The following is a 22585-nucleotide window of genomic DNA, read 5'->3' as shown; positions in this document are numbered from 1 at the left end:
CCGCGAACGGAGGGGGTCGTCGACGACGCGGGCCGAGCGCACGGAATCACCGGATCGGACGCGTGAACGCCTTCGCCGCGATCACCATGGCCGCGGCCACGAGCACGACGTCCTTCAGGATGTACTGCGCGGTGAGCGTGGGCCCGGCCGCGGTGAAGAGCTCGCCGCCGAAGAAGACGAGCGGTGAGAACACGCCGACGAAGGTCACCGCGAGCGCGAGCAGGCCGATCCTGAGCAGCACGCCCGTCACGAGCGTGACGCCGACGAACACCTCGAGCGCACCGGTCAGCGCGAGCGCGGCGTAGCCGTCGACCACGCCGAACGACAGCACGTTCCAGGTGCGGGTCACGAGCGCCTCGACGGGGCTCACGCCGGGGAAGAACTTCAGCACGCCGAAGGCGAGGAAGACGAGGCCGAGCGAGATGCGGAGCGCGGGGACTCCTGCACGGGCGAGGAAGCGCTGGACGACCGCCTGGGCGTCGTTCGCGCGGTCGAGGATCGAGTCGAGCCCGGATCCGGTCGCGACGCGACCGGTGCCGATGGTGGTGCTGGACATGGTGCTCCTTCCGAGAGCAACGTGGGAGATGCCGGCCGGAATCGGCGGCACACTCATCACATCGCCGCAGCGGTCGCCCGTCGTCGGGAGTGCCGCTGAACCGCGCTCGGTGCCTCCACGGAACGCGCTCTCAGGGAACGGTCCGCCGAACCCCCCGAGTGCGGGTCACGGAGCGGGGTGCCCGCGTGCTGCAATGGACCATGGCCGATGTCATGATCGCGGTGATGCCGTTCCATGGCCATGTGGCACCGCTGGTGGCCGTCGCCGAGGCCTTCCTGGCGGCAGGGCACCGTGTTCGCGTCTACACGGGTGCAGCCCACGCCGACCGATTCACCGCGATCGGCGCCCGCGTCGTGACGTGGGCGTCGGCACCCGACTTCGACGAGCACGACCTGCCCGCCACCTTCCCTGCGCTGCGCGGGAAGAAGGGTCCGCGGCAGATGCTCACGAACGTCGAGCAGCTGTTCGTGCGAACCGGCGCCGGCCAGGCCACCGATCTCACGCGCGCATACGCCGAGCAACCCTGGGATGTCATCGTCGCCGACGGGTTGAGCATCGGTGCGCATTTCGCGTCCGAGCTGACCGCCACGCCGTGGGTGACGGTCAGCATCGTCCCGCTGACCATTCCGAGCCGCGACCTGCCCCCGCCGATACTCGGGCTTCAGCCGGCCAAGGGGCTCGCAGGACGGCTGCGCGACCGCGCACTCCGCGGAATGACGCGCATGGTGTCGAGCGGGATCCAGCGCGCATACGCCGAGGAACGAACCCGAGCAGGCCTGCCCCTCGATGACCTCGCGTTGGAACAGGCCTTCATGTCGCCCCAACTCGTCTGCGCCTCGGGCGTCGCCGAACTCGAGTACCCGCGCTCGGACCTCGCGACGCAGGTCGTCTTCGTCGGCGAGCTCACCCGGCCGCGCGCGAACGACGCCGCGCTCCCGTCGTGGTGGCCCGACGTCGAGTCCTGCCGCGACCCGATCCTGCACGTCACCCAGGGCACGCTGAACGTCGATCCCCACGACCTCATCGAGCCGTCGTTCACCGCCCTCGGCCGGCAGCGGGTGCTGCTCATCGCTTCGACCGGGCGATCGGATGTCGCGGAGCTGCCGTTCACCGCGCCGCCCAACGCTCGGGTGGCGGGGTTCATCCCGTACGACTCGCTGCTTCCACGCCTCGACGTCATGATCACCAACGGCGGCTGGGGAGGTGTCCTCGCCGCCCTCGCACAGGGCATTCCGCTCATCGTCGCCGGCGGCGACCTCGACAAGCCGGAGATCGCCGCGCGCGTGGCGTGGGCCGGTGCCGGCGTGAACCTGCGCACCGGGCGCCCGCGTCCACGCGCGATCCTCGACGCCTGGCGGCGAGTCACCTCCGACGGCTCGTACCGGGCGAACGCACAGCGCCTTGCGAAATCGCTGTCGGCCCACGACGGACCGCGCGAAGTGGTCGATCACACGATGGCGTTGCTCGCCCGCGCGTGAGCGACCGCAGCCTCAGCGGAGGCGCTCGACGGAAGTGCCCTGTCAGGCCTTCGAGTGCGAGATCGCCGCGAGCAGGCCGTTCACGAAGCCGGCCGAGTCGTCGGTCGAGAGCACCGTGGCCGCCTCGACGGCCTCGGAGATCGCGACCGGGTCGGGCACGGCGTCGTTGTGGATGATCTCCCACACGCCGATGCGCAGGATCGCGCGGTCGACGGCGGGCATGCGCTCGAGGGTCCAGCCGTGCGAATGCGTCTCGATGAGTTCGTCGATCTCGGCACGATTGTCGACGATGCCGTCGACGATCTCGCGCGCGTAGAGCCACGACGCGGCGCGCTCGGGCTCGCTCGCCGCCTTCTCCGCCTCGACGACGAGCATCTGCTCGACCGGCACCTGACGCATGTCGGCCGAGTACAACAGGTCGAGCGCGCGCTTGCGCGCCTTGGTACGTGCGCTCACTAGTCGTTCACGCGGCCGAGGTAGTCGCCCGTGCGGGTGTCGACCTTGACCTTCGTGCCGGTCTCGAGGAAGAGCGGCACCTGGATCTCGTAGCCGGTCTCGACGGTCGCGGGCTTCGTGCCACCGGTGGAGCGGTCGCCCTGCAGGCCCGGCTCCGTGTAGGTGATCTCGAGCACGACCGACGCGGGCAGCTCGACGTAGAGCGGGTTGCCGTTGTTCAGCGCGACGGTCACCGACTGGTTCTCGAGCATGAAGTTCGCGGCGTCGCCGACGACGGTGCCGGGCACCGTGAGCTGGTCGAAGTCGGTCTGGTCCATGAAGACGTAGCCGTCGCCGTCGCTGTAGAGGTACGTGAAGTCACGACGGTCGACGTTCTCGATCTCGATCTTCGCGCCCGCGTTGTAGGTGCGGTCGACGGTCTTGCCCGACACGACGTTCTTCAGCTTGGTGCGCACGAACGCACCGCCCTTGCCGGGCTTGACGTGCTGGAACTCGATGACGCTCCAGAGCTGACCGTCGATGGAGAGGACGACGCCGTTCTTGATGTCAGCGGTGCTTGCCATGCGTGTGTGTTCCGTTCAGTTGCGAAGAGGCTCGGCCGGAGTCGGCCGCAGAAGTTCAGTCGGTCGAGTTTAGTCGGTCGGTCGAGACTGCGCCAATGCACTCGGATGCCGCGGCGCCCGCGCCGATCTCAGGCGTGACGCAGCACCCATTCCACGGCCATGCGGTACGAGTCGCTGCCGAAGCCCGCGATGACTCCGGTGGCGACGCCCGAGATCACGCTCGTGTGACGGAACGACTCGCGGGTGTGCGGGTTCGAGAGGTGCACCTCGACGAGCGGCACGCCGGCCTGCTTCAACTGGGCTGCGGCATCGCGCAGCGCGTAGCTGTAGTGGGTGAAGGCCGCCGGGTTCAGTACGACGGGGAGCTTCCGGTCGACCGCCTCGTGGATCCAGCCGATCAGTTCGGCCTCGTCGTCGCTCTGGCGCAGGTCGATCTCGACGTCCGACGGCACGACGCCTGCGAGCGAGTCGCGGATGTCGGCGAGGCTCTCGCTGCCGTAGACCTCGGGTTCGCGGGTGCCGAGCCGGCCGAGGTTCGGGCCGTTGAGCACGAGGATCGTCGTCATGCCGCAAGCCTATCGAGGCGTGGCTCGCAGGCGCGGCTCTCCGGGTGAGCTCGCGGGTGAGCTCTCCGAAGCAGCCATCCGTCGACGGCCGGCAGTCGGCAGGCGGTGAACGGCGGACTGCCGGCAGGTGGCGGCCCGGGTGCCACCCGAGGCTCGGGTTCACGTGCTGGCCGCATCGCATTCCACGAACGGCCATCACGACGTGCCCTGCGCCCGATTGGCTCGCCGTATGCCAACCGAAACTGCACGAACGCGAACGCGCTTCCGCCTCCTGGTCGCCGCGGCCACCGCCGTCACCGCGGCCGCGATCCTCGTCCCCTCGTCCGCCACCGCCGCCGGGAACGGCGACGCACCGAAGGGTCCATCCGTCAAGAAGACGGAACCCGTCCTCGTCGCCCGGGCGACGCTGTCGGCCGACCACCTCGAGGCGGGCCCCGCCAGCGGCGCAGCGCTCACCACGACGGTGAACGGGCGCACCGGCCCCTTCGCGGGCCAGGTCATCCCCGGGTTCTCGGCGATGATCGACAACGGCGACGGCACGTTCTGGGCCCAGCCCGACAACGGCTTCGGCGCGAAGGGCAACTCGGCCGACTTCCTGCTCCGCAACTACCTGGTCCGTCCTGCCTGGCAGACCGCGGAGGGCGGCAGCGGCGAGATCCAGGTCGAGCGGTTCATCTCCTACAACGACGCGGACCACGTGCTCGACTTCCCGATCACGAACGAGACGACGCCCGAACGCCTGCTCACCGGCGCCGACTTCGACATCGAGTCGGTGGTCCGCGCGAAGGACGGCAGCTTCTGGGTCGGCGAGGAGTTCGGCCCGTTCCTGCTCCACTTCGGCGCCGACGGCACCCTGCTCGAGAAGCCGCATCCGATGCCCGGCGGTGCGAAGTCGCCGCAGAACCCGTATCTGCAGGCCGGCGAGACGCCGCGCGTGCGTGCGAGCCGCGGCTTCGAGGCGCTCGCGTCCTCGGTCAACGGACGCTACCTCTACCCGGTCGTCGAGGGATCCTACGCCGATGACGCCGACCTGCGCCGCCGCGAGATCCTCGAGTTCGACACCAGGGCCGGCGCGTACACGGGTCGCACCTGGAACTACCAGACCGATCAGGACGCCAACGTCGTGGGCGACGCGTTCGCCGTGCGCAACGGCGTGCTGCTGCTCGTCGAACGCGACGACTTCGAAGGCGACCAGGCGGTGACGAAGCGCATCTACGAGGTGGACCTCACGCGCTCCGACTCCGAGGGCAAGCTCGAGAAGACCCTCGTGGTCGATGCGCTGCGCATCGCGAACCCCGGGCTGCTCGGCGCCGGCGACGGCTATGGCACGGGCGATCCGTTCTCGCTGCCGGTGCAGTCGTTCGAGACCGTCGTCCAGTTGAAGGGGGGCGACCTCCTGATCGCCAACGACAACAACTACCCGGGCAACGACGCGCGTGTCGGCGGCACCCCCGATGACACCGAGATCGACGTCATCGACCTCGAGCGCACCCGCGTGCAGCCGTCCGACGTCACCGTCGTGGCGCATCGCGGCGCGAGCGGCTCGCGCCCCGAACACACCCTCGCCGCGTACGAGGCGGCGATCATCGAATGCGCCGACTTCATCGAACCCGACGTCGTCTCGACGAAGGACGGCGTGCTCGTCGCCCGCCACGAGAACGAGATCAGCGGCACGACGGATGTCGCGACCCGCACGGTCTTCGCCGACCGCAAGGCCACGAAGCTGATCGACGGCATCTCCGTCACGGGCTGGTTCACCGAGGACTTCACGCTCGCCGAGCTCAAGACGCTGCGTGCGGTCGAGCGGCTCCCCCAGCTCCGCCCGGCGAACACGACGTTCAACGGCCTCTACCAGGTGCCGACCCTCGACGAGGTGTTCGATCTCGCCCGGCACTCGGTGAGCTGCGACGGCCGGCCGGTGGGCGTCTACCCCGAGACGAAGCACCCGAGCTACTTCGACTCGATCGGCCTCTCCCTCGAGGAGCCGCTCGTCGCCGAACTCTCGCGCAACGGGCTCGACGCGGCCGATGCGCCCGTCATCATCCAGAGCTTCGAGGTGGGCAACCTCCGCGAGCTCGACGGCGCCACCGACGTGGCACTCGCCCAGCTCCTCAACTCGAGCGGTCGTCCCTACGACTTCACGCTCGCCGGTGACGCCCGCACCTACGCCGACCTCGCGACGGCCGCAGGCATCGCCGAGATCGCGACGTACGCCGACGGGGTCGGCGTCGAGAAGAGCCTCCTGATCCCCCGCACCGCGACCGGCACGCTCGGCGCGCCGACCACGCTGATCGCCGACGCGCACGCGGTCGGACTCGAGGTGCACGGCTGGACGTTCCGCCGCGAGAACGCGTTCCTCCCGACCGAGTTCCGTTCGAGCGCCGATCCCGCAGGCATCGGCGACCTCGCCGGCGAGCTCCGGGTGTTCCTCGACGCGGGCCTCGACGGCTTCTTCGCCGACAACCCCGCCATCGGAGTCGCGACCGCGGGCTAGACCGGATTCATCCGTTTCGAGAGCGGGCGGGTGCCTCGGGCATCCGTCCGCTCTCGTGCGCGACGCTCAGGAGGCGATCTCCTGGTAGGCCGCGAAGAGCAGTGACGGGTCGGGCGCGAGCATGACCGTCGGCTTCGCCAGGTCGTCGAGCACGATGAAGCGAAGCTGCCCGGCGCGCGACTTCTTGTCGCGCTGCATCGTGGCGAGGAGGGTGTTCCAGCGGCCTGCGGGGTACGAGGTCGGCAGGCTCAGCAGGTCCAACACGCGCTTGTGCCGGTCGGCGACCTCGTCGGGGAGGCGACCCGAGAGCCGGCCGAGCTCCGCCGCGAAGGCCATGCCGACCGCGACCGCGGCACCGTGGCGCCACTGGTAGCGCTCGGCGTGCTCGACGGCATGACCGAGCGTGTGCCCGTAGTTCAGGATCTCGCGGAGCCCCTGCTCCGTGAAGTCCTCCGAGACGACATCGGCCTTCATCTGGATCGCGAGCTCGACCACGCGGCGGAACTGCGGCGTCGACGGATCGGTCGCGGCCTCGGGGTCCGCCTCGATGATGTCGAGGATCTCGGGGTAGCGGATGAAGCCCGCCTTCACGATCTCGGCGAAGCCCGCGAGGATCTCGTTCTTCGGCAGCGTGTCGAACACGTCGAGGTCGCAGATCACGGCGGCGGGAGCGTGGAACGCGCCGACGAGGTTCTTGCCCTCGTTGGTGTTGATGCCGGTCTTGCCGCCGACGGCCGCGTCGACCATGCCGAGCACCGTCGTCGGCACCTGCACGACCTTCACGCCGCGCAGCCAGGTCGCGGCGACGAAGCCCGCGAGGTCGGTGATCGCTCCCCCGCCGAACCCGACGACCGCGTCGGTGCGGGTGAAGTCGGCCTGTCCGAGCACCTGCCAGCAGAACGCGGCGACCTCGATGCGCTTGCCGGCCTCGGCGTCGGGCACCTCCGCGAGCAGCACCTGATACCGGTCGGAGAGTTCCTCGCGAAGTTCGGCGGCCCGCGCGCCGAGCGTCGCGGGGTGCACGATGAGCACCTTGGTCGCCTCGGTGCCGATCGCGTCGGCGAGCTCGGCGAGCACCCCTCGGCCCACGATGACGTCGTAGCCCGATTCGCCGCCGACGCGGATGCTCGTGCGGGTCTCGTCTGCGGTCATCGTGTTCCTCCGAAGTGCCCGGTGATGTCGTCGACGATCCGCGCGACCGAGCGACGCGAGGTGTCGATGCTGAAGTCGGCGACCGACTCGTACAGGGGGCGCCGCGCTTCGAGGATGGCGCTCCAGCGTTCGATGCCGCCGTCGGCCAGCAGCGGACGAGTGCCGCCGGCGAGTCGGGGCGCCACCGCCGACGCCGACACCTGCAGCCAGACGACCGGGAGGCCGGCGAGGTCGTCACGGGTGTCGTCGTGCAGCACGGCGCCACCGCCGAGCGAGATCACGGCCTCTTCGCGCAGCGCCTCGTCGACGACCTCGCGTTCGACGATGCGGAAGTACTCCTCGCCCTCGCGGTCGAAGATCTCCTCGATCGGTCCGTAGCGTTCGGCGATGCGCAGGTCGGTGTCGACGAACGGTGCGCCGACGGATGCCGCGAGCCGCTGCCCGACCCGTGACTTGCCCGCGCCCATCGGGCCGACGAGCACGATCGGCAGGGCGAGTCGCGGGGTGTCAGACACGATCTGCCGCGACGTCCGAAGCAGCGCCCGCCGTGCGGAGCGTGTCGGGGATCGCCGCGAGGTAGGACTCGAGGTTGCGCCGGGTCTCGCCGATCGAGTCACCGCCGAACTTCTCGAGCACGGCGTTCGCCAGGGTGAGCGCGACCATCGCCTCGGCCACGACACCCGCGGCCGGCACCGCGACGACGTCGGAGCGCTGGTGGTGTGCCGCCGCGGCCTCGCCGGTGGCGACATCGACCGTCGGCAGGGCGTGTGGCACGGTCGCGATGGGCTTCATGCCGGCGCGCACGCGCAGGACGGTGCCGGTGGACATGCCGCCCTCGGTGCCGCCCGCACGATCGCTCGAACGTGCGATGAGCTCGCCGTCGATGTGCAGTTCGTCGTGCGCGGCCGAGCCGCGGCGTCGGGTCGTCTCGAAGCCGTCGCCGACCTCGACGCCCTTGATCGCCTGGATGCCCATGAGCGCGGCTGCCAGCTGCGCGTCGAGACGCCGGTCCCAATGCACATGCGAACCGAGGCCCGGCGGCACGCCGTAGGCGAGCACTTCGACGACGCCGCCGAGGGTGTCGCCCTCCTTGTGCGCGAGGTCGACCTCGGCGACCATCGCGGCCGAGGTCTCGGGGTCGAAGCAGCGGAGCGGATCGGCGTCGAGCAGCTCGACGTCGTCGGGCGTCGGCAGCGGGCTGCCATCGGGCACCCGAACCGGGCCGATCGCGAGCGTGTGGGCGACGAGCCGGATGCCGAGCTCGGCGAGGAACGAGCGTGCCACCGCGCCGAGGGCGACGCGGGCGGCGGTCTCGCGGGCGCTCGCGCGCTCGAGCACCGGGCGGGCCTCGTCGAAGCCGTACTTCTGCATGCCGACGAGGTCGGCGTGCCCGGGACGGGGCCGGGTGAGCGCGGCGCCGCGGCCGCGGCCGAGCTTCGACGGATCGATGGGCTCGGGGCTCATCACCTCTTGCCACTTCGGCCACTCGGTGTTGCCGATGCGCAGCGCGACGGGGCTGCCGAGGCTGAGGCCGTGGCGCACACCGCCCGAGATCGCGAGTTCGTCCTGCTCGAACTTCATGCGCGCACCCCGGCCGTAGCCGAGTTTGCGGCGCGCGAGGTCGGCACGAATATCGTCGAGCGAAACGGGGATACCGGCGGGAAGACCCTCGAGGATCGCGACGAGCTCAGGGCCGTGCGACTCTCCGGCAGTGAGCCAACGGAGCATGTTCCTATCCTTTCACAGGCTCGGTGACGCGGACGTCGCATGACAGAGGCCGGCCGTCGCGACGACGCGGCACCCGCGGCGCCCGCGGCGCCCGCGGCGCCCGCGGCGCCCGCGGCGACGATGCCCCGACGAAGCGCTCAGGCGACCGCATCGCGCATGACGGCGAGCACGGCGTCCTCATCGTCGAGCGGCTCGTTCGGGTCGCCGTTCACGAAGATCCGAACCTGCAGCAGAGCCTGGTGCAGCAGCATCCCGAGTCCGTGCACCACTGCGCCGCCTCCCGCGAACCAGCCGGCCGCGAGCGGCGTGGGCCAGGGATCGTAGGCGACGTCGAGCAGCGCAGCGGAGGAGATGAGACCAGCGGATGCCGCGACGCCGAGGTCCGTTCCGCCGGGCACGGTGCTCACGACGAGGTCGGCACGATCGATCGTCGCGAGTTCGGTGGGGCGGCCCTCGTGGACGTCGATGCCGAGACGCGACCCCAGCTCGACGAGCGGTGCCGCCGCTCCCGGTCGACGCACGAGCACCTGCACCTCGCGTGCCCCGAGCTGCGACATCGCGACGAGCGCCGACGCGGCCGTGGCCCCGCCGCCGAGCAGCACGCCGTGCGACGCCTCATGCACGCCGGCCTCGCGGAGCGTCCGCACGATGCCGCCGACGTCGGTGTTGAACCCCCGGCGGGTGCCGCCGTCGAAGAGCACCGTGTTCGCGGCGCCGGTGATCGCGGCGACCTCGTCGATCGAGTCGAGGAGGGGCAGCACGTCCTGCTTCAGCGGCATCGTGAGCGAGAGCCCGCGCCACGAGGCATCCAGACCACCCAGGAACTCGCCGAGCCGGTCGCCGTCCATCTCGACGGCCGAGTACTGCCACGACAACCCGAGACGGTCGTACGCCGCGCGGTGCAGAGCTGGGCTCTTGGAGTGCGAGATCGGCGAGCCGAGCACCGCGAGCCGCGCGTGGAGCGGTCGCGGTCGCTCAGCCATACTCTGGGTGCTCGTCCATCCAGGCGAGCCACTTCTCGACGGCGGCGTCGTGCTGTTCGACGGTCTCGGAGAAGATCGTCTCTCCGGTGTCGAGGTTCCACGTCACGAAGAAGAGCCACGGCCCGTCGGCCGGGTGCAGCGCCGCGTCGATGGCGAGATCGCCCGGGTTCGAGATCGGACCGATCGGCAGGCCGGGGTGCAGATAGGTGTTGTAGAGATTCGCGGCGTTCGCCCGCTCCTCGTCGGTCGTCGTCACCAGATGGGTGTTGCCGGTGCCGTACGCCACAGTGGCATCCGACTCGAGCAGCCCGGTCTCCCACTTGGCAGGATCGAGCCGGTTCTGGAAGACACGCGACACCTTGTAGAAGTCGTCGCGGAGGCCCGCCTCGCGCTGGATGAGCGCGGCGAGCACGATCGTCCGCCAGCGGTCTTCGGGCGCGACGCCCGCGGCGTCGAGCGCTTCGAACTGCCGGTCGACGAGGGTCTGCAGCACGGCGTGCGCGTCGAGCCCGGGATCGAGCGTGTACGTCGCAGGGAAGAGGAATCCCTCGAGGTTCGTCGCTTCGGCGGGCAGCCCGTAGCTCGCGGGCGGCTCTGCCGCGGCGGCCTGGAGTTCCTCGATCGGCAGTCCGGTGCCCTCGGCGATGTACGGCAGCGCATCGACGGTCGCCGTGCCTTCGGGGATGACGAAGGTGTTCTCGAGCTTCGTCGCCGGATCCTGCAGCGCATCGAGCGCCGCTTGCGCGCTCATCTTCTCGGCGAGCCGGTACGCACCGGGGTGGAACTCGGGTTCGGGACTCTGTTCGAGCAGCAGGTCGTAGAAGGCGTCGTGCGACGCGGTGACGCCCTCGTCGACGAGGTTCGTCGCGATGTCCGAGCCGCCGTCGCCGTCGTGGATCATGAACACGACCTCGCCTGTGCCGGAACCCTCGAAGTCCGCGGCCGGCGTGAACCGCTCGATGACGGCATTGATCGGGCCCTGCAGGAAGAAGAAGGCCACCGCACCGAGAGCGACGACGACCAGGAGGCCGATCAGGCAACCCCATGCGCCTCGGCGCTTCGGCTTCTCGGGCTCGTACGGGTCGGAGTTCACCGCCCGGCGCTCGGCGCGCGACGGTCGCGCCGGCTCGGGAGCAGCGGGTTCGGCCACGATCGAGTCGAAGAACGGCAACGGGGCGTCGTCGGCAGGCGGACCCGCCGCGGCGAGCACTGCTGCCGCTTCGGCCTCCGCCGCCTGACGCTGCTCGGCCTCCCGAGCCTCTCGACGGGTCATCGGCTGCCCCTCGGCGGCGGACGGAGTCGGCGTCGCGCCGGTCGGCGTCGCGCCGGTCGGCGTCGCGCCGGTCGGCGTCGCGCCGGTCGGCGTCGCGCCGGCCTGCGGTCGTGGCGGCGCGGCATCCGCTGCTCTGCTTGCTCGCACCGGCGCATCGCCGGCGAGCATCGCGTGCCAGTCGGCGGCGGCGCGGTCGGTGTCGTCGCGCTCGGGAGGAGGCTGGGTCACAGGGGGGACGGCCCTTCGGGGATCTCGATCGTCCGGCCGGGCGGGCGCTGGAAATCCCGCTCGGCGTCGATGGCGTGTTGCAAAATGATAACGGCTGCAACTTGGTCCACGATGGGACGTTGCTTCCGCGCCGACTTCCCGGTCGCGCGAAGCGCCTGTTGGGCGCTCACGGTCGAGAGTCGTTCATCGACCAGCCGCACCGGGATCCCCGTGCTCGCCAGTCGCTCCGCGAAGGCCACCGCGTCGTCGGTCGACGGCGTCGACGCACCGGAGAGCGAGAGCGGATTGCCGACGACGATCTCGATCACCTCGTGCTCGCGCGCGATCTCGAGGATGCGCGCCACGTCGGCGTCGCCGTCGGCGGCACGCGCCACGGTCTCCACCGGGGTCGCGATCATGCCGCCCGGATCGCATCGGGCGACGCCGATGCGCGCCCGCCCGACGTCGACGCCGAGTCTCGCGCCGGTACGCACAGCGCCTACCCGCGGAGCGCCGAGCGCACCGCGTCGAGCGCGGCCGGGATCGCCGCGAGGTCGCTGCCGCCGCCCTGCGCGAGGTCGGGCTTGCCACCGCCGCCGCCGCCGAGCACACCCGCCATGGTCTTCGCGAGAGCACCGGCATTCGCACCGGCGTCGCGGGCCGCAGGCGAGGTCGCGACGATCGCGACCGGCTTGCCGCCGACCTCGGCGGTCAGGGCCACGACGGATGCCGCGTCGCCGAGCTGCGATCGCACGGAGGTCGCGAGCGACCGCAGTTCGTCACCGGCGCCGAGCGACCCGACCGTCTCGGCGACGAGCAGCACGTCGCCGGTGCGAACGGCCTTGGCAGCCAGTGCGGGCACGCGATCGTTGAGGGCGCGAGCCTCGAACTGCTGGATGCGCTTCTCAGCGGCCTTCAAGCTCGAGACGAGCTCGCCGACGCGGTCGACGAGCTGGTCGGGGCGCGTCTTCAGCGACGAGGTCAGCTCGGAGACGAGCGCACGCTCCGACGCGAAGCGTCGGAAGGCGTCGAGTCCGACGAGCGACTCCACACGGCGGTTGGACGCGCCGACCGAGGACTCCCCCACGATGTTGATCATGCCGACCTCGGCGCTCGTCGACACGTGCGTGCCGGCGCAGAGTTCGCGCGACCAGGGGCCGCCGATGTCGACGACGCGCACGACCTCGCCGTACTTCTCGCCGAAGAGCGCCATCGCGCCGAGCGACTTCGCCTCGTCGAGCGGCATCTCTCGCGTGACGACCTCAAGGTTGTCGCGGATCGCGGCGTTCGAGATCTCCTCGATCTCGCTGCGGGTCTCTGCCGAGAGCGCCGAGTTCCATCCGTAGTCGAGACGCAGGTAACCGGCCTTGTTGAACGAGCCGGACTGGTGGGCGTTCGGCCCGAGAACCTGGCGGAGTGCCGCGTGCACGAGGTGCGTGCCCGAGTGCGCCTGCGTGGCGCCGCGTCGGTACTGCTCGTCGACGAGGGTCGTCGCGGGCACGCCCACGCCGACCTCACCCGACGTCACCTTCACGGTGTGGCTGATGAGGCCCTTGATGGGCTTCTGCACGTCGAGCACCTCGAGCTCGAATCCGTCGCCGACGATGCGGCCCTGGTCGGGCGCCTGCCCGCCGGACTCGGCGTACAGCGACGTCTCGGCGAGGATCACCTCGGCGGTCTGCCCGGCGGTCGCGAACGGCACGGGCCGACCGTCGACGAGCAGGCCGAGCACGGTCGACGCGGTCGACAGCTCGGTGTACCCCGTGAAGATCGTCTCGCCCTTGGCACGGAAGTCGGCGTACACCGAGAGGTCGGCGAGCACCTTCTTCTTGGACTTGGCATCGGCCTTCGCGCGGGAGCGCTGCTCGGTCATGAGCGTGTCGAACGCTGCGCGGTCGACGGCGAGACCCGCCTCGTCGGCCATCTCGAGCGTGAGCTCGATCGGGAACCCGTAGGTGTCGTGCAGCAGGAAGGCCGTGTCGCCCGCGAGCTGGCCGCGACCCGAATCCTTCGTCTTGGAGACGGCGAGGTCGAGGATCGAGGTGCCGGCCGTGAGCGTGCGGAGGAAGGTCTCCTCCTCGCCGAGGGCCAGCTGCTCGATGTGCGCGTAGTCGTGCGCGACCTCGGGGTACGCCGACTTCATCGCATCGCGCGATGCCGCGAAGAGCTCGCGGAACGTCGGACCCTCGACGCCGAGCAGACGCATGGCTCGGATGCTGCGGCGCAGGAGCCGGCGCAGGATGTATCCGCGCCCCTCGTTCGACGGGCTCACGCCGTCGCTCATGAGCATCAGCGCGGAGCGCACGTGGTCGGCGATGACGCGCATGCGCACATCGTCGTCGTGGTTCGCGCCGTAGCGACGGCCCGAGAGCTCGGCAGCGCGGTCGAGCACCGGGCGCACCTGGTCGATCTCGTACATGTTGTCGACGCCCTGCTTGATGAAGGCGACGCGCTCGAGCCCCATGCCGGTGTCGATGTTCTTCTTCGGCAGCTCCTTCACGATGCGGAAGTCGGTCTTCGACTGCACATCGTCGATGAGGTACTGCATGAACACGAGGTTCCAGATCTCGACGTACCGGTCGTCGTCGGTGGCGGGGCCGCCGTCGATGCCGTACTCGGGGCCGCGATCGAAGAAGATCTCGGAGCAGGGCCCCGCCGGGCCGGGTTGGCCGGTGTGCCAGTAGTTCGTGTCCTTGCCGAGGCGCTGGATGCGCTCGTCGGGCAGGTCTGCGACCTTCTTCCAGAGCTCGATCGCCTCGTCGTCGTCTTCGTAGACGGTGACCCAGAGGTCGTCGCGGTCGAAGCCATAGCCGCCGTCGGCCTCGGGGGTCGTCAGCAGCTCCCACGCCATCGAGATGGCGCCCTCTTTGAAGTAGTCGCCGAACGAGAAGTTGCCGCTCATCTGGAAGAACGTGCCGTGGCGCGGGGTCTTGCCGACCTCTTCGATGTCGTTCGTGCGGATGCACTTCTGCACGCTCGTCGCGCGCGGGTACGGCGCGGGCACGAGACCCGTGAGGTACGGCACGAACGGCACCATGCCGGCGACCGTGAAGAGCAGGGTGGGGTCATCGGAGACGAGCGACGCCGAGGGGACGACGGTGTGTCCGCGCTCGGCGAAGAAGTCCAGCCAACGCTGGCGGATGTCGGCAGTCTGCATGGTTCCGTTCTCAGTCGTTGCCCGGGGCATCCGGGCCATCACATCGTGGGCGCGACTCAGAGAGACGCGGGCGTCTCGCCCTGCTCGGCCCGGAGCTCGGCGTCACGGGCGTGGTAGCCCTCGGCGATCGCCTGGCCGAAGGCGCGCGCCTTCGCGTCGACCGCGGAGAAGAAGTCTCGCCCCTGCTTGGTCTGGTTGACCTGGTGCGCGACCGCGAATCCGGCCGCGACGCCGACGGTGAACCACAGAATGCTCTTCACGAGGTGCTCCTGCTCCCTGATCGATGTGTCGCCGTGCGGTGCGCTCGGCACGCCTCGCACCAGTCTAGTGGCCGCGCCGCAGGCGCTCGCCGGGTACGACACAGGGGCCGCGGGAAACCCCGCGACCCCTGTCTCAACTGCTCTGCGTCAGCGAGCTGCGTAGTACTCGACGACCAGCTGCACGTCACAGGTCACGGGGACCTCGGCGCGCTTCGGACGACGGACGAGCTTCACCTGGAGCTTGTCGAGCTCGACCTCGAGGTACGCGGGGAGCTTGGGGAGCACGTCGACGTGACCGCCGGCAGCGGCGACCTGGAACGGCTCGGTGCCCTCGCTGCGTGCCTTGACGTGCACGAGCTGGCCCGGCTTCACGCGGAACGAGGGGCGGTCGACGAGCTGGCCGTCGACGAGGATGTGGCGGTGCACCACGAACTGGCGCGCCTGCGAGATGGTGCGGGCGAAGCCGGCACGCAGCACGATGGCGTCGAGACGCATCTCGAGCAGCTCGACCAGGTTCTCACCGGTCAGGCCGTCGGTGCGACGGGCCTCGTTGAAGGCGATGCGCAGCTGCTTCTCGCGGATGCCGTACTGGGCGCGCAGGCGCTGCTTCTCGCGCAGACGAACGGCGTAGTCGCTGTCCTGCTTGCGCTTGGTGCGGCCGTGCTCACCGGGAGCGTACGGGCGCTTCTCCATGTAGCGGGCGGCCTTCGGGGTGAGGGCGACGCCGAGCGCACGGGAGAGGCGGGTCTTGCTACGTGACTGGTTCGACACGAATGTCCTTTCGGAAGAATCTCAAGTGAATTCACGGCGCGATCGTGCGCCGGGAATCTGTGTCAGAGGGATTCGCCAAGGGTGGATCGGCTACAGATCGCACCCATTCGCCGGTGATTCTCTCGCAGCCGCGCTCGAGAATCAGGCTTCAGGCCAACGGAAATGATATCACGACGGCGCAGTGCGCCCCACCGGGGGCTCTCAGGCTCGTGGCGGTCATCGCCCGCCGCGAACGATGCGCCGCAGCTTCGCGAGCCGCGCAGAGACCTCGCGCTCGTTGCCGTGCTCGGTCGGCTCGTAGTAGACGGCGCCGCGGAGCGACTCGGGCAGGTACTCCTGCGCCACGACGCCGATCTCGTCGTCGTGGGGGTACTTGTAGCCCTTGCCGTGGCCGAGTCGCTTCGCCCCCGGGTAGTGCGCGTCGCGCAGGTGCTTCGGCACCCGGCCGGCCTTGCCCTCGCGTACGTCGGCGATCGCCCGGTCGATGCCGACGTAGGCGGCGTTCGACTTCGGGGCGGTGGCCAGGTGCACGACGGCCTGCGCGAGCGGGATCCGCCCCTCGGGCATGCCGATGAACTGCACGGCGTCGGCGGCGGCCACGGCCACTCCGAGCGCACTCGGGTCGGCGAGGCCGATGTCTTCGGAGGCGAGCACGATGATGCGGCGCGCGATGAATCGCGCGTCTTCGCCCGCCTCGATCATGCGAGCGAGATAGTGCAGCGAGGCGTCGACGTCGCTGCCGCGCACCGACTTTATGAACGCGCTGATGACGTCGTAGTGCTCGTCGCCGTTGCGGTCGTAGCGCAGCAGCGCACGGTCGACGGCACGTGCCACGATGTCGGTCGTGATGACGGGCGCAGCGGATGCCGCGGCATCCGTCACTGCTTCGGTCGACGACTCGTCGTCGCCGGGCGTGCCGGCGGCGGGCGTGTCGTCGCCGGTCGCATCGGCGCCGTCGTCGTCACCCGACTCCGGTGCCGCGGCGACGGGAACCGCCTGCGCCGCGGCCACGGCGGCCGCCTCGAGCGCCGTGAGCGCGCGTCGCGCGTCGCCCGAGGCGAGCCGGATGATGGCGGCCCGTGCCTCTGGGTCGAGTGCCACCTTGCCTGCCAGTCCGCGCGGATCGGCGACCGCCCGATCGACCAGCACCCCGAGGTCGTCGTCGGTGAGGAGTTCGAGCGTGAGCAGGAGCGAACGCGACAGGAGCGGCGAGATGACCGAGAACGAGGGGTTCTCGGTGGTCGCGGCCACCAGGATGACCCAGCCGTTCTCGACGCCCGGCAGCAGGGCGTCTTGCTGGGCCTTCGTGAAGCGGTGGATCTCGTCGAGGAAGAGCACGGTCGAGAGCCCGTAGAGATCGCGGCTCGCCCGCGCCTCCTCCATGACCTGACGCACGTCGCGCACTCCGGCCGACACTGCCGACAGTTCGACGAACTTGCGGCCCGACGAACGCGCGATCGCCTGGGCGAGTGTCGTCTTGCCCGTGCCGGGCGGCCCCCAGAGGATGACGGAGACCGACCCCGACTCCCCCGAGCGATCGCCGGCGAGGGCGACGAGCGGGGATCCGGGCGTCAACAGGTGCCGCTGGCCGGCCACCTCGTCGAGGCTCGTCGGGCGCATGCGCACCGCGAGCGGAGTCGCGCCTGAACGCAGCCCCGGGCCCGAATCCACCATGCCGTCAAGCGTAGTCGCGGCATCCGACACCGTCGGCCGGGCAGGAATCGACCACCCGCTCGAGCGCAGTCGCGGCATCCGACACCGCATCTCGGCGCCGACATCGGTGCGGCGATTGGTCTGGGCACCCCGCCTTGCGTAGAGTCGGCACGCAGGAGTCCCGAGAAGGAGCATGCGTGGCATCGAACGACCGACAGGCGCGTGAAGAACGAGCGCGCCTTCGCACCTACCAGGCACGCCAGGAAGTCCACACCCGGAAGGCGCGCCGGCGCACCCGCGACAACGTGATCGCGGTGCTCGCGCTCGTCGTCGCGCTGGCCCTCGCGACGGCCGCGCAGATCTTCTACTTCAGCGGTGGACCCGGCGCCGAGCCCGCCGCGACCGCGACGCCGACGCCCACCCCGACTCCCGCCGAAGGCGAGAACCAGGGCGACGTGCCGTCGGCGGACATCGCCGAGGACCGCACCTGGACCGGCACGCTCACGCTCAACGACATCCCGCTCGGCGTCGAGCTCGACGGCGCGGCCGCTCCGCAGGCCGTCTCGAGTGAGATCAGCCTCATCCAGTCGGGCTTCTACACCGGCACGAGCTGCCACCGACTCACGACCGAGGGCATCTGGGTGCTCCAGTGCGGCGACCCGAGCGGCGACGGCACCGGCGGTCCCGGCTACAGCTACGGCCCCGTCGAGAACGCTCCGGCCGACGGGCTCTACCCGGCCGGCACGATCGCGATGGCCCGCGCCGAATCGCAGTACAGCAACGGCAGCCAGTTCTTCATCGTCTACGAGGACACGACGCTGCCCGGCGACACCGGCGGGTACACGGTCATCGGCAAGGTGACGAGCGGTCTCGACGCCCTCCGGGCCGGCGTCATCGACGCGGGCACGAGCGACGGCGCCGGCGACGGCGCTCCCGCCGTACCGACCACGATCACGGCGTTCACGATCGAGTGACGGCCCGCGCCGCCCCTCGGCGGTGCAATAGGCTTGATGCCGTCAACGTCGCCTCCGGGCGGCATCCGACATACGACAGGGTGAGGCCGTGACCGATTCAGATCAGCAACCGTGGGGCCGCGTCGACGAGACGGGCACCGTCTTCGTGCGCACGAGCGACGGCGAACGAGCGGTCGGGCAGTACCCCGACGGCTCTGCTGAAGAGGCGCTCGCCTACTTCGAGCGCAAGTACGCCGATCTCGCCGGCCAGGTGGGCCTGCTCGAGCAGCGCGTGCGTCGCGGTGCGCCCGCAGCGGATGTCGCGAAGGCCGTCGCCACCCTCCGTTCCTCGGTCTCCACCGCGAACGCCGTCGGCGACCTCGAGTCGCTCGCGACGCGGCTCGAGGCGCTCTCCGGCACCACGAAGGAACTGACGGAGCAGCAGCAGGCCGAGTCGAAGGCCGCCGTCGCCGAGGCGATCGCCGAGCGCACCGCCATCGTCGAAGCCGCCGAGGCCCTCGCAGCCGGCGACCCCGCCAAGACCCAGTGGAAGCAGGCCACCGCCGAACTCGACGAGCTGTTCGCCCGCTGGCAGCACCACCAGCAGGACGGCCCCCGTCTGCCGAAGAACGAGGCCAACGAGCTGTGGAAGCGCTTCCGCGCCGCTCGCTCGACGATCGAGACGCACCGCAAGGCGTTCTTCGCCGAGCTCGACGCCGCGCACCGCGACGTGCGCAGCCGCAAGCAGGCGCTCATCGAGCGCGCCGAGGCCCTCGCGCCGCGCGGCGCCGATGCGGTCGGCGACTACCGCCACCTGCTCGACGAGTGGAAGCTCGCCGGCCGTGCCGGCAAGAAGCTCGACGACGCACTGTGGGCGAAGTTCAAGGCCGCAGGCGACGTGCTCTTCAGCGCCAAGGCCGAGATCGATGCGCAGGAGGACGAGAGCTACCGGGCGAACCTCGACGAGAAGCTCGCGCTCCTCACCGAGGCGGAGCCCCTGCTCACCGCGAAGGACCCCAAGCAGGCCCGCGCAGAGCTCAACAAGATCCAGCGCAAGTGGGACGAGATCGGCAAGGTTCCGCGCGATCAGGTGCGGGTCGTCGAAGACCGGCTCCGCAAGATCGAGAACCACGTGAAGTCGCTCGAGGAGGAGCGCTGGCAGCGCGAGGACCCCGAGAAGAAGGCACGCTCCGAAGGCATGCTCGGCCAGCTGCACGACGCGATCGACAAGCTCGAGGCCGAGCTCGCCGCTGCTGAGGCGTCGGGCGATGCGAAGGCCGCGGCATCCGCTCGCGAAGCCCTCGACGCGCGCCGTGCCTGGTTGAAGGCTCTCGGCGGCTGAGGCCACCTCGCCTGATCGCGGTCTCGACCGCGATCAGGCGAATGCGCGGCACGTTCTCCACAGATCACCGCCGCCTGCGTCCTGAGGTGCGAGGGTGTCGCAGCATGTCCGTATGGCCAAGCTCCCGAACGTGCTCAGCACCGACGACCTCTCGCTCGCCGAGCTCTGCGCCGCCCGCATCGACGGCGAGCTCATGCCGATCGACGAGGGATGGGCTCCGGTCGACGAGCCCGACCTGCCGTCGCTGCGAGCAGCGGCCATCGCGCTGCGCGCTCCGCGCAGCCTCGTGATCGAACGGCGATCCGCGGCCTGGGTGCACGGCGCACTCACCGCTCCCCCGGCGGTGGCCCAGTTCTGCGTGCCCCGAACCGCCAGAGTTGCGTCGGTCTCCGGGCCGCGTCTGCTCGTGCGCGAGGTGGCGATCGAACCCGACGAGATCGTCGAGTACCGGCGCGCGCGGTGCACCACACCGGTGCGCACCGGCTTCGACCTGCTCCGCGAGCCGGCCGAGGCCGATGACGAGGTCGAAGCGATCGTCACGTCGCTCTGCGGCGACGATGCAGAACTCCCGAGAGCGCTGCGCCGGCGACTCGAAGCCTCGACACGAATGCCGCATCGCGGCCTCGCCCTGCACCGGCTCGTCCGGGTCGAGGCGATGCTCGCCGACGAGCGCCGCCGGGAGGGTGCCGGCGTCAGCCGTCGCTGACGCGGTAGACGTCGTAGACGGCGTCGATGCGCCGCACCGCGTTGAGCACGCGATCGAGATGCGTCGTGTCGCCCATCTCGAAGACGAAACGGCTGAGCGCGAGACGGTCGGTCGACGTCGAGACATTGGCCGAGAGGATGTTGACGTGGTGCTCCGAGAGCACCCGCGTGACGTCGGAGAGCAACCCGGCGCGGTCGAGCGCCTCGATCTGGATCTGCACGAGGAAGACGCTCTTCGAACTCGGCGCCCACTCCACGTCGATCATGCGCTCGGGCTCCTGCATGAGGCTCTGCACGTTGTGACAGCTTGCCTGGTGCACCGAGACACCGGCGCCGCGCGTCACGAATCCGACGATCTCGTCGCCCGGCACGGGGGTGCAGCAGCGGGCGAGCTTGACGAGGATGTCGGGCGCACCGCGCACGAGCACACCAGAATCCGAGTGCCGCGGCAGCGGCCGGGAACGCACCGGGATCGGCAGGTCGGGCTCGTCGCCCTCGTCGACGTCGCGCACGAGAGCGACGACCTTCTCGAGCACCGACTGCGTCGACACATGGCCCTCGCCGACGGCGGCGTACAAGGAGGAGACGTCGTCGTATCGCAGTTGCGCTGCGACCTCGGCGAAGGACTCCTGGTTCATGAGCTTCTGCAGCGGCAGGTTCTGCTTGCGCATCGCGCGGGCGATCGCGTCGCGACCCTGCTCGATCGCCTCGTCGCGTCGCTCCTTGGTGAACCACTGACGGATCTTGTTGCGGGCTCGCGGGCTCTTGACGAAGCCGAGCCAGTCTTTACTCGGACCCGAGTCGGGGTTCTTCGAGGTGAAGACCTCGACGACATCGCCGCTCAACAGCTCGCTCTCGAGCGGAACGAGGCGGCCGTTGACCTTCGCACCCATGGTGCGGTGACCGACCTCGGTGTGCACGGCATAGGCGAAGTCGACGGGCGTCGCGCCCGCGGGCAGTCCGATCACCCGCCCCTTCGGCGTGAAGACGTAGACCTCTTTGGCGCCGATCTCGAATCGCAGCGAATCGAGGAACTCCCCGGGATCGGCGGTCTCGGCCTGCCAGTCGGAGATGTGGGCGAGCCACGCCATGTCGGTCTCGTTCTGACCGGACTTGTCGGCGGTGCGCCCGCCCGCCATGCGCTCCTTGTACTTCCAGTGCGCGGCGACGCCGTACTCGGCGCGCTGGTGCATGTCATGCGTGCGGATCTGGATCTCGACCGCGCGCCCCTTCGGGCCGATGACGGTCGTGTGCAGCGACTGGTACAGGTTGAACTTCGGCGTCGCGATGTAGTCCTTGAAGCGGCCGGGCAGCGGGGTCCACCTGGCGTGGATCGCGCCGAGCACCGCGTAGCAGTCGCGCACCGAGTTCACGAGCACCCGGATACCGACGAGGTCGTAGATCTCGTCGAAGTCGCGGCCGCGCACGATCATCTTCTGGTAGATCGAGTAGTACTGCTTGGGGCGACCGACGACCTTGCCTCGGATCTTCGCGGCCTTCAGATCGTCGGTGATGAGGTCGATGACGTTCTGCACGAACTCTTCGCGCTGCGGGGTGCGCTGCTTGACGAGGCTCTCGATCTCGGCGTAGAGCTTCGGGTAGAGCACGGCGAACGAGAGGTCTTCGAGCTCCCACTTGATCGTCTGGATACCGAGGCGGTGCGCGAGCGGCGCATAGATCTCGAGCGTCTCGGTCGCCTTGCGGGCAGCGGATGCCGCGGGCACGAAGCCCCACGTGCGCGCATTGTGCAACCGGTCGGCGAGCTTGATGATGAGCACGCGGATGTCTTTCGACATCGCGACGATCATCTTGCGGACGGTCTCCGCCTGCGTGGAGTCGCCGTACTTGACCTTGTCGAGCTTCGTGACGCCGTCGACGAGCATCGCGATCTCGTCGCCGAAGTCCGCTCGTACCTGATCGAGCGTGTACGCCGTGTCTTCGACGGTGTCGTGCAGCAGCGCCGCCGCGACGGTCTTCGACCCGATGCCCAGATCGGCGAGGATCTGCGCGACCGCGATCGGGTGCGTGATGTAGGGCTCACCGCTCTTGCGCTTCTGCCCCTCGTGCGCGCGCTCGGCGACCGTGTAGGCCCGCTCGATGAGCGAGAGATCGGCCTTCGGATGGTGCATCCGCACCGTGCGCATGAGCGTGTCGACCGCACCCGAAGGCTGCGCCTTCGAGAAGATGCGGGGCACCAGACGGCGCAGCGATGCCGTCGAGTTGACTCCCGCTTCCGTCATCGCTCACCTCCGGAACTCAATTATCGCCGCTCCGGAGGCTTCGACGCG

Annotated in this window: 20 protein-coding genes; 5 read left to right on the top strand and 15 right to left on the bottom strand. The window is 70.0% G+C overall.

Annotated features, from left to right (window positions below; translation table 11 throughout):
* Window positions 1–46: 46 nt before the first annotated feature.
* Window positions 47–556 (bottom strand): DoxX family membrane protein, encoded by a 510-nt coding sequence (locus BUR99_RS03440; protein ID WP_074258924.1) that lies wholly within the window; start codon window positions 554–556, stop codon window positions 47–49.
* Between the two features lie 185 nt (window positions 557–741).
* Here BUR99_RS03440 and BUR99_RS03435 point away from each other — a divergent pair, with 185 nt between their 5' ends.
* Entirely contained in the window at window positions 742–2034 is a 1293-nt protein-coding gene (locus BUR99_RS03435; RefSeq protein ID WP_143231423.1) for a glycosyltransferase, read from the top strand.
* 42 nt (window positions 2035–2076) lie between these two features.
* On the opposite strand, the gene nusB is transcribed toward BUR99_RS03435, so the two are convergent.
* The 3 genes from nusB to BUR99_RS03420 form a co-directional block, all read right to left on the bottom strand.
* Window positions 2077–2490: a transcription antitermination factor NusB gene (gene nusB / locus BUR99_RS03430; RefSeq protein ID WP_074258922.1), complete on the bottom strand. Its 414-nt coding sequence runs from the start codon at window positions 2488–2490 to the stop codon at window positions 2077–2079.
* Window positions 2490–3053: an elongation factor P gene (gene efp, locus BUR99_RS03425; protein WP_074258921.1), complete on the bottom strand. Its 564-nt coding sequence runs from the start codon at window positions 3051–3053 to the stop codon at window positions 2490–2492. Before efp ends, nusB begins: the two co-directional genes overlap by 1 nt.
* 128 nt (window positions 3054–3181) lie before the next feature.
* Window positions 3182–3619: a type II 3-dehydroquinate dehydratase gene (locus BUR99_RS03420; protein ID WP_074258920.1), complete on the bottom strand. Its 438-nt coding sequence runs from the start codon at window positions 3617–3619 to the stop codon at window positions 3182–3184.
* Between the two features lie 229 nt (window positions 3620–3848).
* Here BUR99_RS03420 and BUR99_RS03415 point away from each other — a divergent pair, with 229 nt between their 5' ends.
* Window positions 3849–6113: an esterase-like activity of phytase family protein gene (locus BUR99_RS03415; RefSeq protein WP_074258919.1), complete on the top strand. Its 2265-nt coding sequence runs from the start codon at window positions 3849–3851 to the stop codon at window positions 6111–6113.
* Between the two features lie 66 nt (window positions 6114–6179).
* Here BUR99_RS03415 and aroB read toward each other — a convergent pair whose 3' ends face one another.
* The 10 genes from aroB to BUR99_RS03365 form a co-directional block, all read right to left on the bottom strand.
* On the bottom strand, window positions 6180–7265 hold the full coding sequence (gene aroB, locus BUR99_RS03410; protein ID WP_074258918.1) for a 3-dehydroquinate synthase: 1086 nt from the start codon (window positions 7263–7265) through the stop codon (window positions 6180–6182).
* A complete protein-coding gene (locus tag BUR99_RS03405; protein ID WP_234980718.1) occupies window positions 7262–7780 on the bottom strand; it encodes a shikimate kinase in 519 nt (172 codons plus the stop codon). Before BUR99_RS03405 ends, aroB begins: the two co-directional genes overlap by 4 nt.
* Window positions 7773–8993 carry a chorismate synthase gene (aroC, locus tag BUR99_RS03400; RefSeq protein WP_074258917.1) on the bottom strand — a complete coding sequence of 407 codons (1221 nt, stop codon included), beginning with the start codon at window positions 8991–8993 and terminating at the stop codon, window positions 7773–7775. Before aroC ends, BUR99_RS03405 begins: the two co-directional genes overlap by 8 nt.
* Window positions 8994–9130: 137 nt before the next feature.
* The gene (locus tag BUR99_RS03395) at window positions 9131–9976 is read right to left on the bottom strand and encodes a shikimate dehydrogenase (RefSeq protein WP_074258916.1); all 846 of its coding nucleotides are present in this window, start codon (window positions 9974–9976) and stop codon (window positions 9131–9133) included.
* A complete protein-coding gene (mltG, locus tag BUR99_RS03390; RefSeq protein ID WP_234980717.1) occupies window positions 9969–11477 on the bottom strand; it encodes an endolytic transglycosylase MltG in 1509 nt (502 codons plus the stop codon). Before mltG ends, BUR99_RS03395 begins: the two co-directional genes overlap by 8 nt.
* Window positions 11474–11950 carry a Holliday junction resolvase RuvX gene (gene ruvX / locus BUR99_RS03385; RefSeq protein ID WP_074258915.1) on the bottom strand — a complete coding sequence of 159 codons (477 nt, stop codon included), beginning with the start codon at window positions 11948–11950 and terminating at the stop codon, window positions 11474–11476. The genes mltG and ruvX overlap by 4 nt, the downstream gene beginning before the upstream one ends.
* Window positions 11951–11955: 5 nt before the next feature.
* Window positions 11956–14613: an alanine--tRNA ligase gene (gene alaS, locus BUR99_RS03380; RefSeq protein WP_074258914.1), complete on the bottom strand. Its 2658-nt coding sequence runs from the start codon at window positions 14611–14613 to the stop codon at window positions 11956–11958.
* A 56-nt stretch (window positions 14614–14669) separates the two neighbouring features.
* Window positions 14670–14873, bottom strand: coding sequence for a hypothetical protein (locus BUR99_RS03375; RefSeq protein WP_056650759.1), 204 nt, complete (start codon window positions 14871–14873; stop codon window positions 14670–14672).
* Window positions 14874–15020: 147 nt separating this feature from the next.
* Window positions 15021–15644 carry a 30S ribosomal protein S4 gene (rpsD, locus tag BUR99_RS03370; RefSeq protein ID WP_074258913.1) on the bottom strand — a complete coding sequence of 208 codons (624 nt, stop codon included), beginning with the start codon at window positions 15642–15644 and terminating at the stop codon, window positions 15021–15023.
* Window positions 15645–15860: 216 nt separating this feature from the next.
* Window positions 15861–17318, bottom strand: coding sequence for a replication-associated recombination protein A (locus BUR99_RS03365; protein ID WP_084183555.1), 1458 nt, complete (start codon window positions 17316–17318; stop codon window positions 15861–15863).
* A gap of 176 nt (window positions 17319–17494) precedes the next feature.
* Here BUR99_RS03365 and BUR99_RS03360 point away from each other — a divergent pair, with 176 nt between their 5' ends.
* From BUR99_RS03360 to BUR99_RS03350, 3 genes are all read left to right on the top strand, one after another.
* Window positions 17495–18271, top strand: coding sequence for a peptidylprolyl isomerase (locus tag BUR99_RS03360; protein WP_074258912.1), 777 nt, complete (start codon window positions 17495–17497; stop codon window positions 18269–18271).
* Between the two features lie 88 nt (window positions 18272–18359).
* On the top strand, window positions 18360–19592 hold the full coding sequence (locus tag BUR99_RS03355; protein ID WP_074258911.1) for a DUF349 domain-containing protein: 1233 nt from the start codon (window positions 18360–18362) through the stop codon (window positions 19590–19592).
* A gap of 112 nt (window positions 19593–19704) precedes the next feature.
* Window positions 19705–20298: a hypothetical protein gene (locus BUR99_RS03350; protein ID WP_074258910.1), complete on the top strand. Its 594-nt coding sequence runs from the start codon at window positions 19705–19707 to the stop codon at window positions 20296–20298.
* Here the strand turns inward: BUR99_RS03350 and BUR99_RS03345 are convergent.
* On the bottom strand, window positions 20285–22537 hold the full coding sequence (locus tag BUR99_RS03345; RefSeq protein WP_074258909.1) for a RelA/SpoT family protein: 2253 nt from the start codon (window positions 22535–22537) through the stop codon (window positions 20285–20287). The two genes, BUR99_RS03350 and BUR99_RS03345, sit on opposite strands and share 14 nt — an antisense overlap.
* Window positions 22538–22585: the final 48 nt, after the last annotated feature.

The organism is Agromyces cerinus subsp. cerinus, assembly GCF_900142065.1.
GTDB classification, from domain to species: domain Bacteria; phylum Actinomycetota; class Actinomycetes; order Actinomycetales; family Microbacteriaceae; genus Agromyces; species Agromyces cerinus.
The sequence above is the reverse complement of the archived record's forward strand: the minus strand, read 5'-3'. Positions and strand labels throughout refer to the sequence as shown.

What these genes read in the sequence shown, in the direction of transcription:
- BUR99_RS03440 (WP_074258924.1), bottom strand. Translation starts at nt 556, where the DNA reads ATGTCCAGCACCACCATCGGCACCGGTCGCGTCGCGACCGGATCCGGG.
- efp (WP_074258921.1), bottom strand. Translation starts at nt 3,053, where the DNA reads ATGGCAAGCACCGCTGACATCAAGAACGGCGTCGTCCTCTCCATCGAC.
- aroC (WP_074258917.1), bottom strand. Translation starts at nt 8,993, where the DNA reads ATGCTCCGTTGGCTCACTGCCGGAGAGTCGCACGGCCCTGAGCTCGTC.
- BUR99_RS03395 (WP_074258916.1), bottom strand. Translation starts at nt 9,976, where the DNA reads ATGGCTGAGCGACCGCGACCGCTCCACGCGCGGCTCGCGGTGCTCGGC.
- aroB (WP_074258918.1), bottom strand. Translation starts at nt 7,265, where the DNA reads ATGACCGCAGACGAGACCCGCACGAGCATCCGCGTCGGCGGCGAATCG.
- BUR99_RS03415 (WP_074258919.1), top strand. Translation starts at nt 3,849, where the DNA reads ATGCCAACCGAAACTGCACGAACGCGAACGCGCTTCCGCCTCCTGGTC.
- BUR99_RS03350 (WP_074258910.1), top strand. Translation starts at nt 19,705, where the DNA reads ATGGCCAAGCTCCCGAACGTGCTCAGCACCGACGACCTCTCGCTCGCC.
- BUR99_RS03345 (WP_074258909.1), bottom strand. Translation starts at nt 22,537, where the DNA reads ATGACGGAAGCGGGAGTCAACTCGACGGCATCGCTGCGCCGTCTGGTG.
- alaS (WP_074258914.1), bottom strand. Translation starts at nt 14,613, where the DNA reads ATGCAGACTGCCGACATCCGCCAGCGTTGGCTGGACTTCTTCGCCGAG.
- BUR99_RS03365 (WP_084183555.1), bottom strand. Translation starts at nt 17,318, where the DNA reads ATGGTGGATTCGGGCCCGGGGCTGCGTTCAGGCGCGACTCCGCTCGCG.
- BUR99_RS03420 (WP_074258920.1), bottom strand. Translation starts at nt 3,619, where the DNA reads ATGACGACGATCCTCGTGCTCAACGGCCCGAACCTCGGCCGGCTCGGC.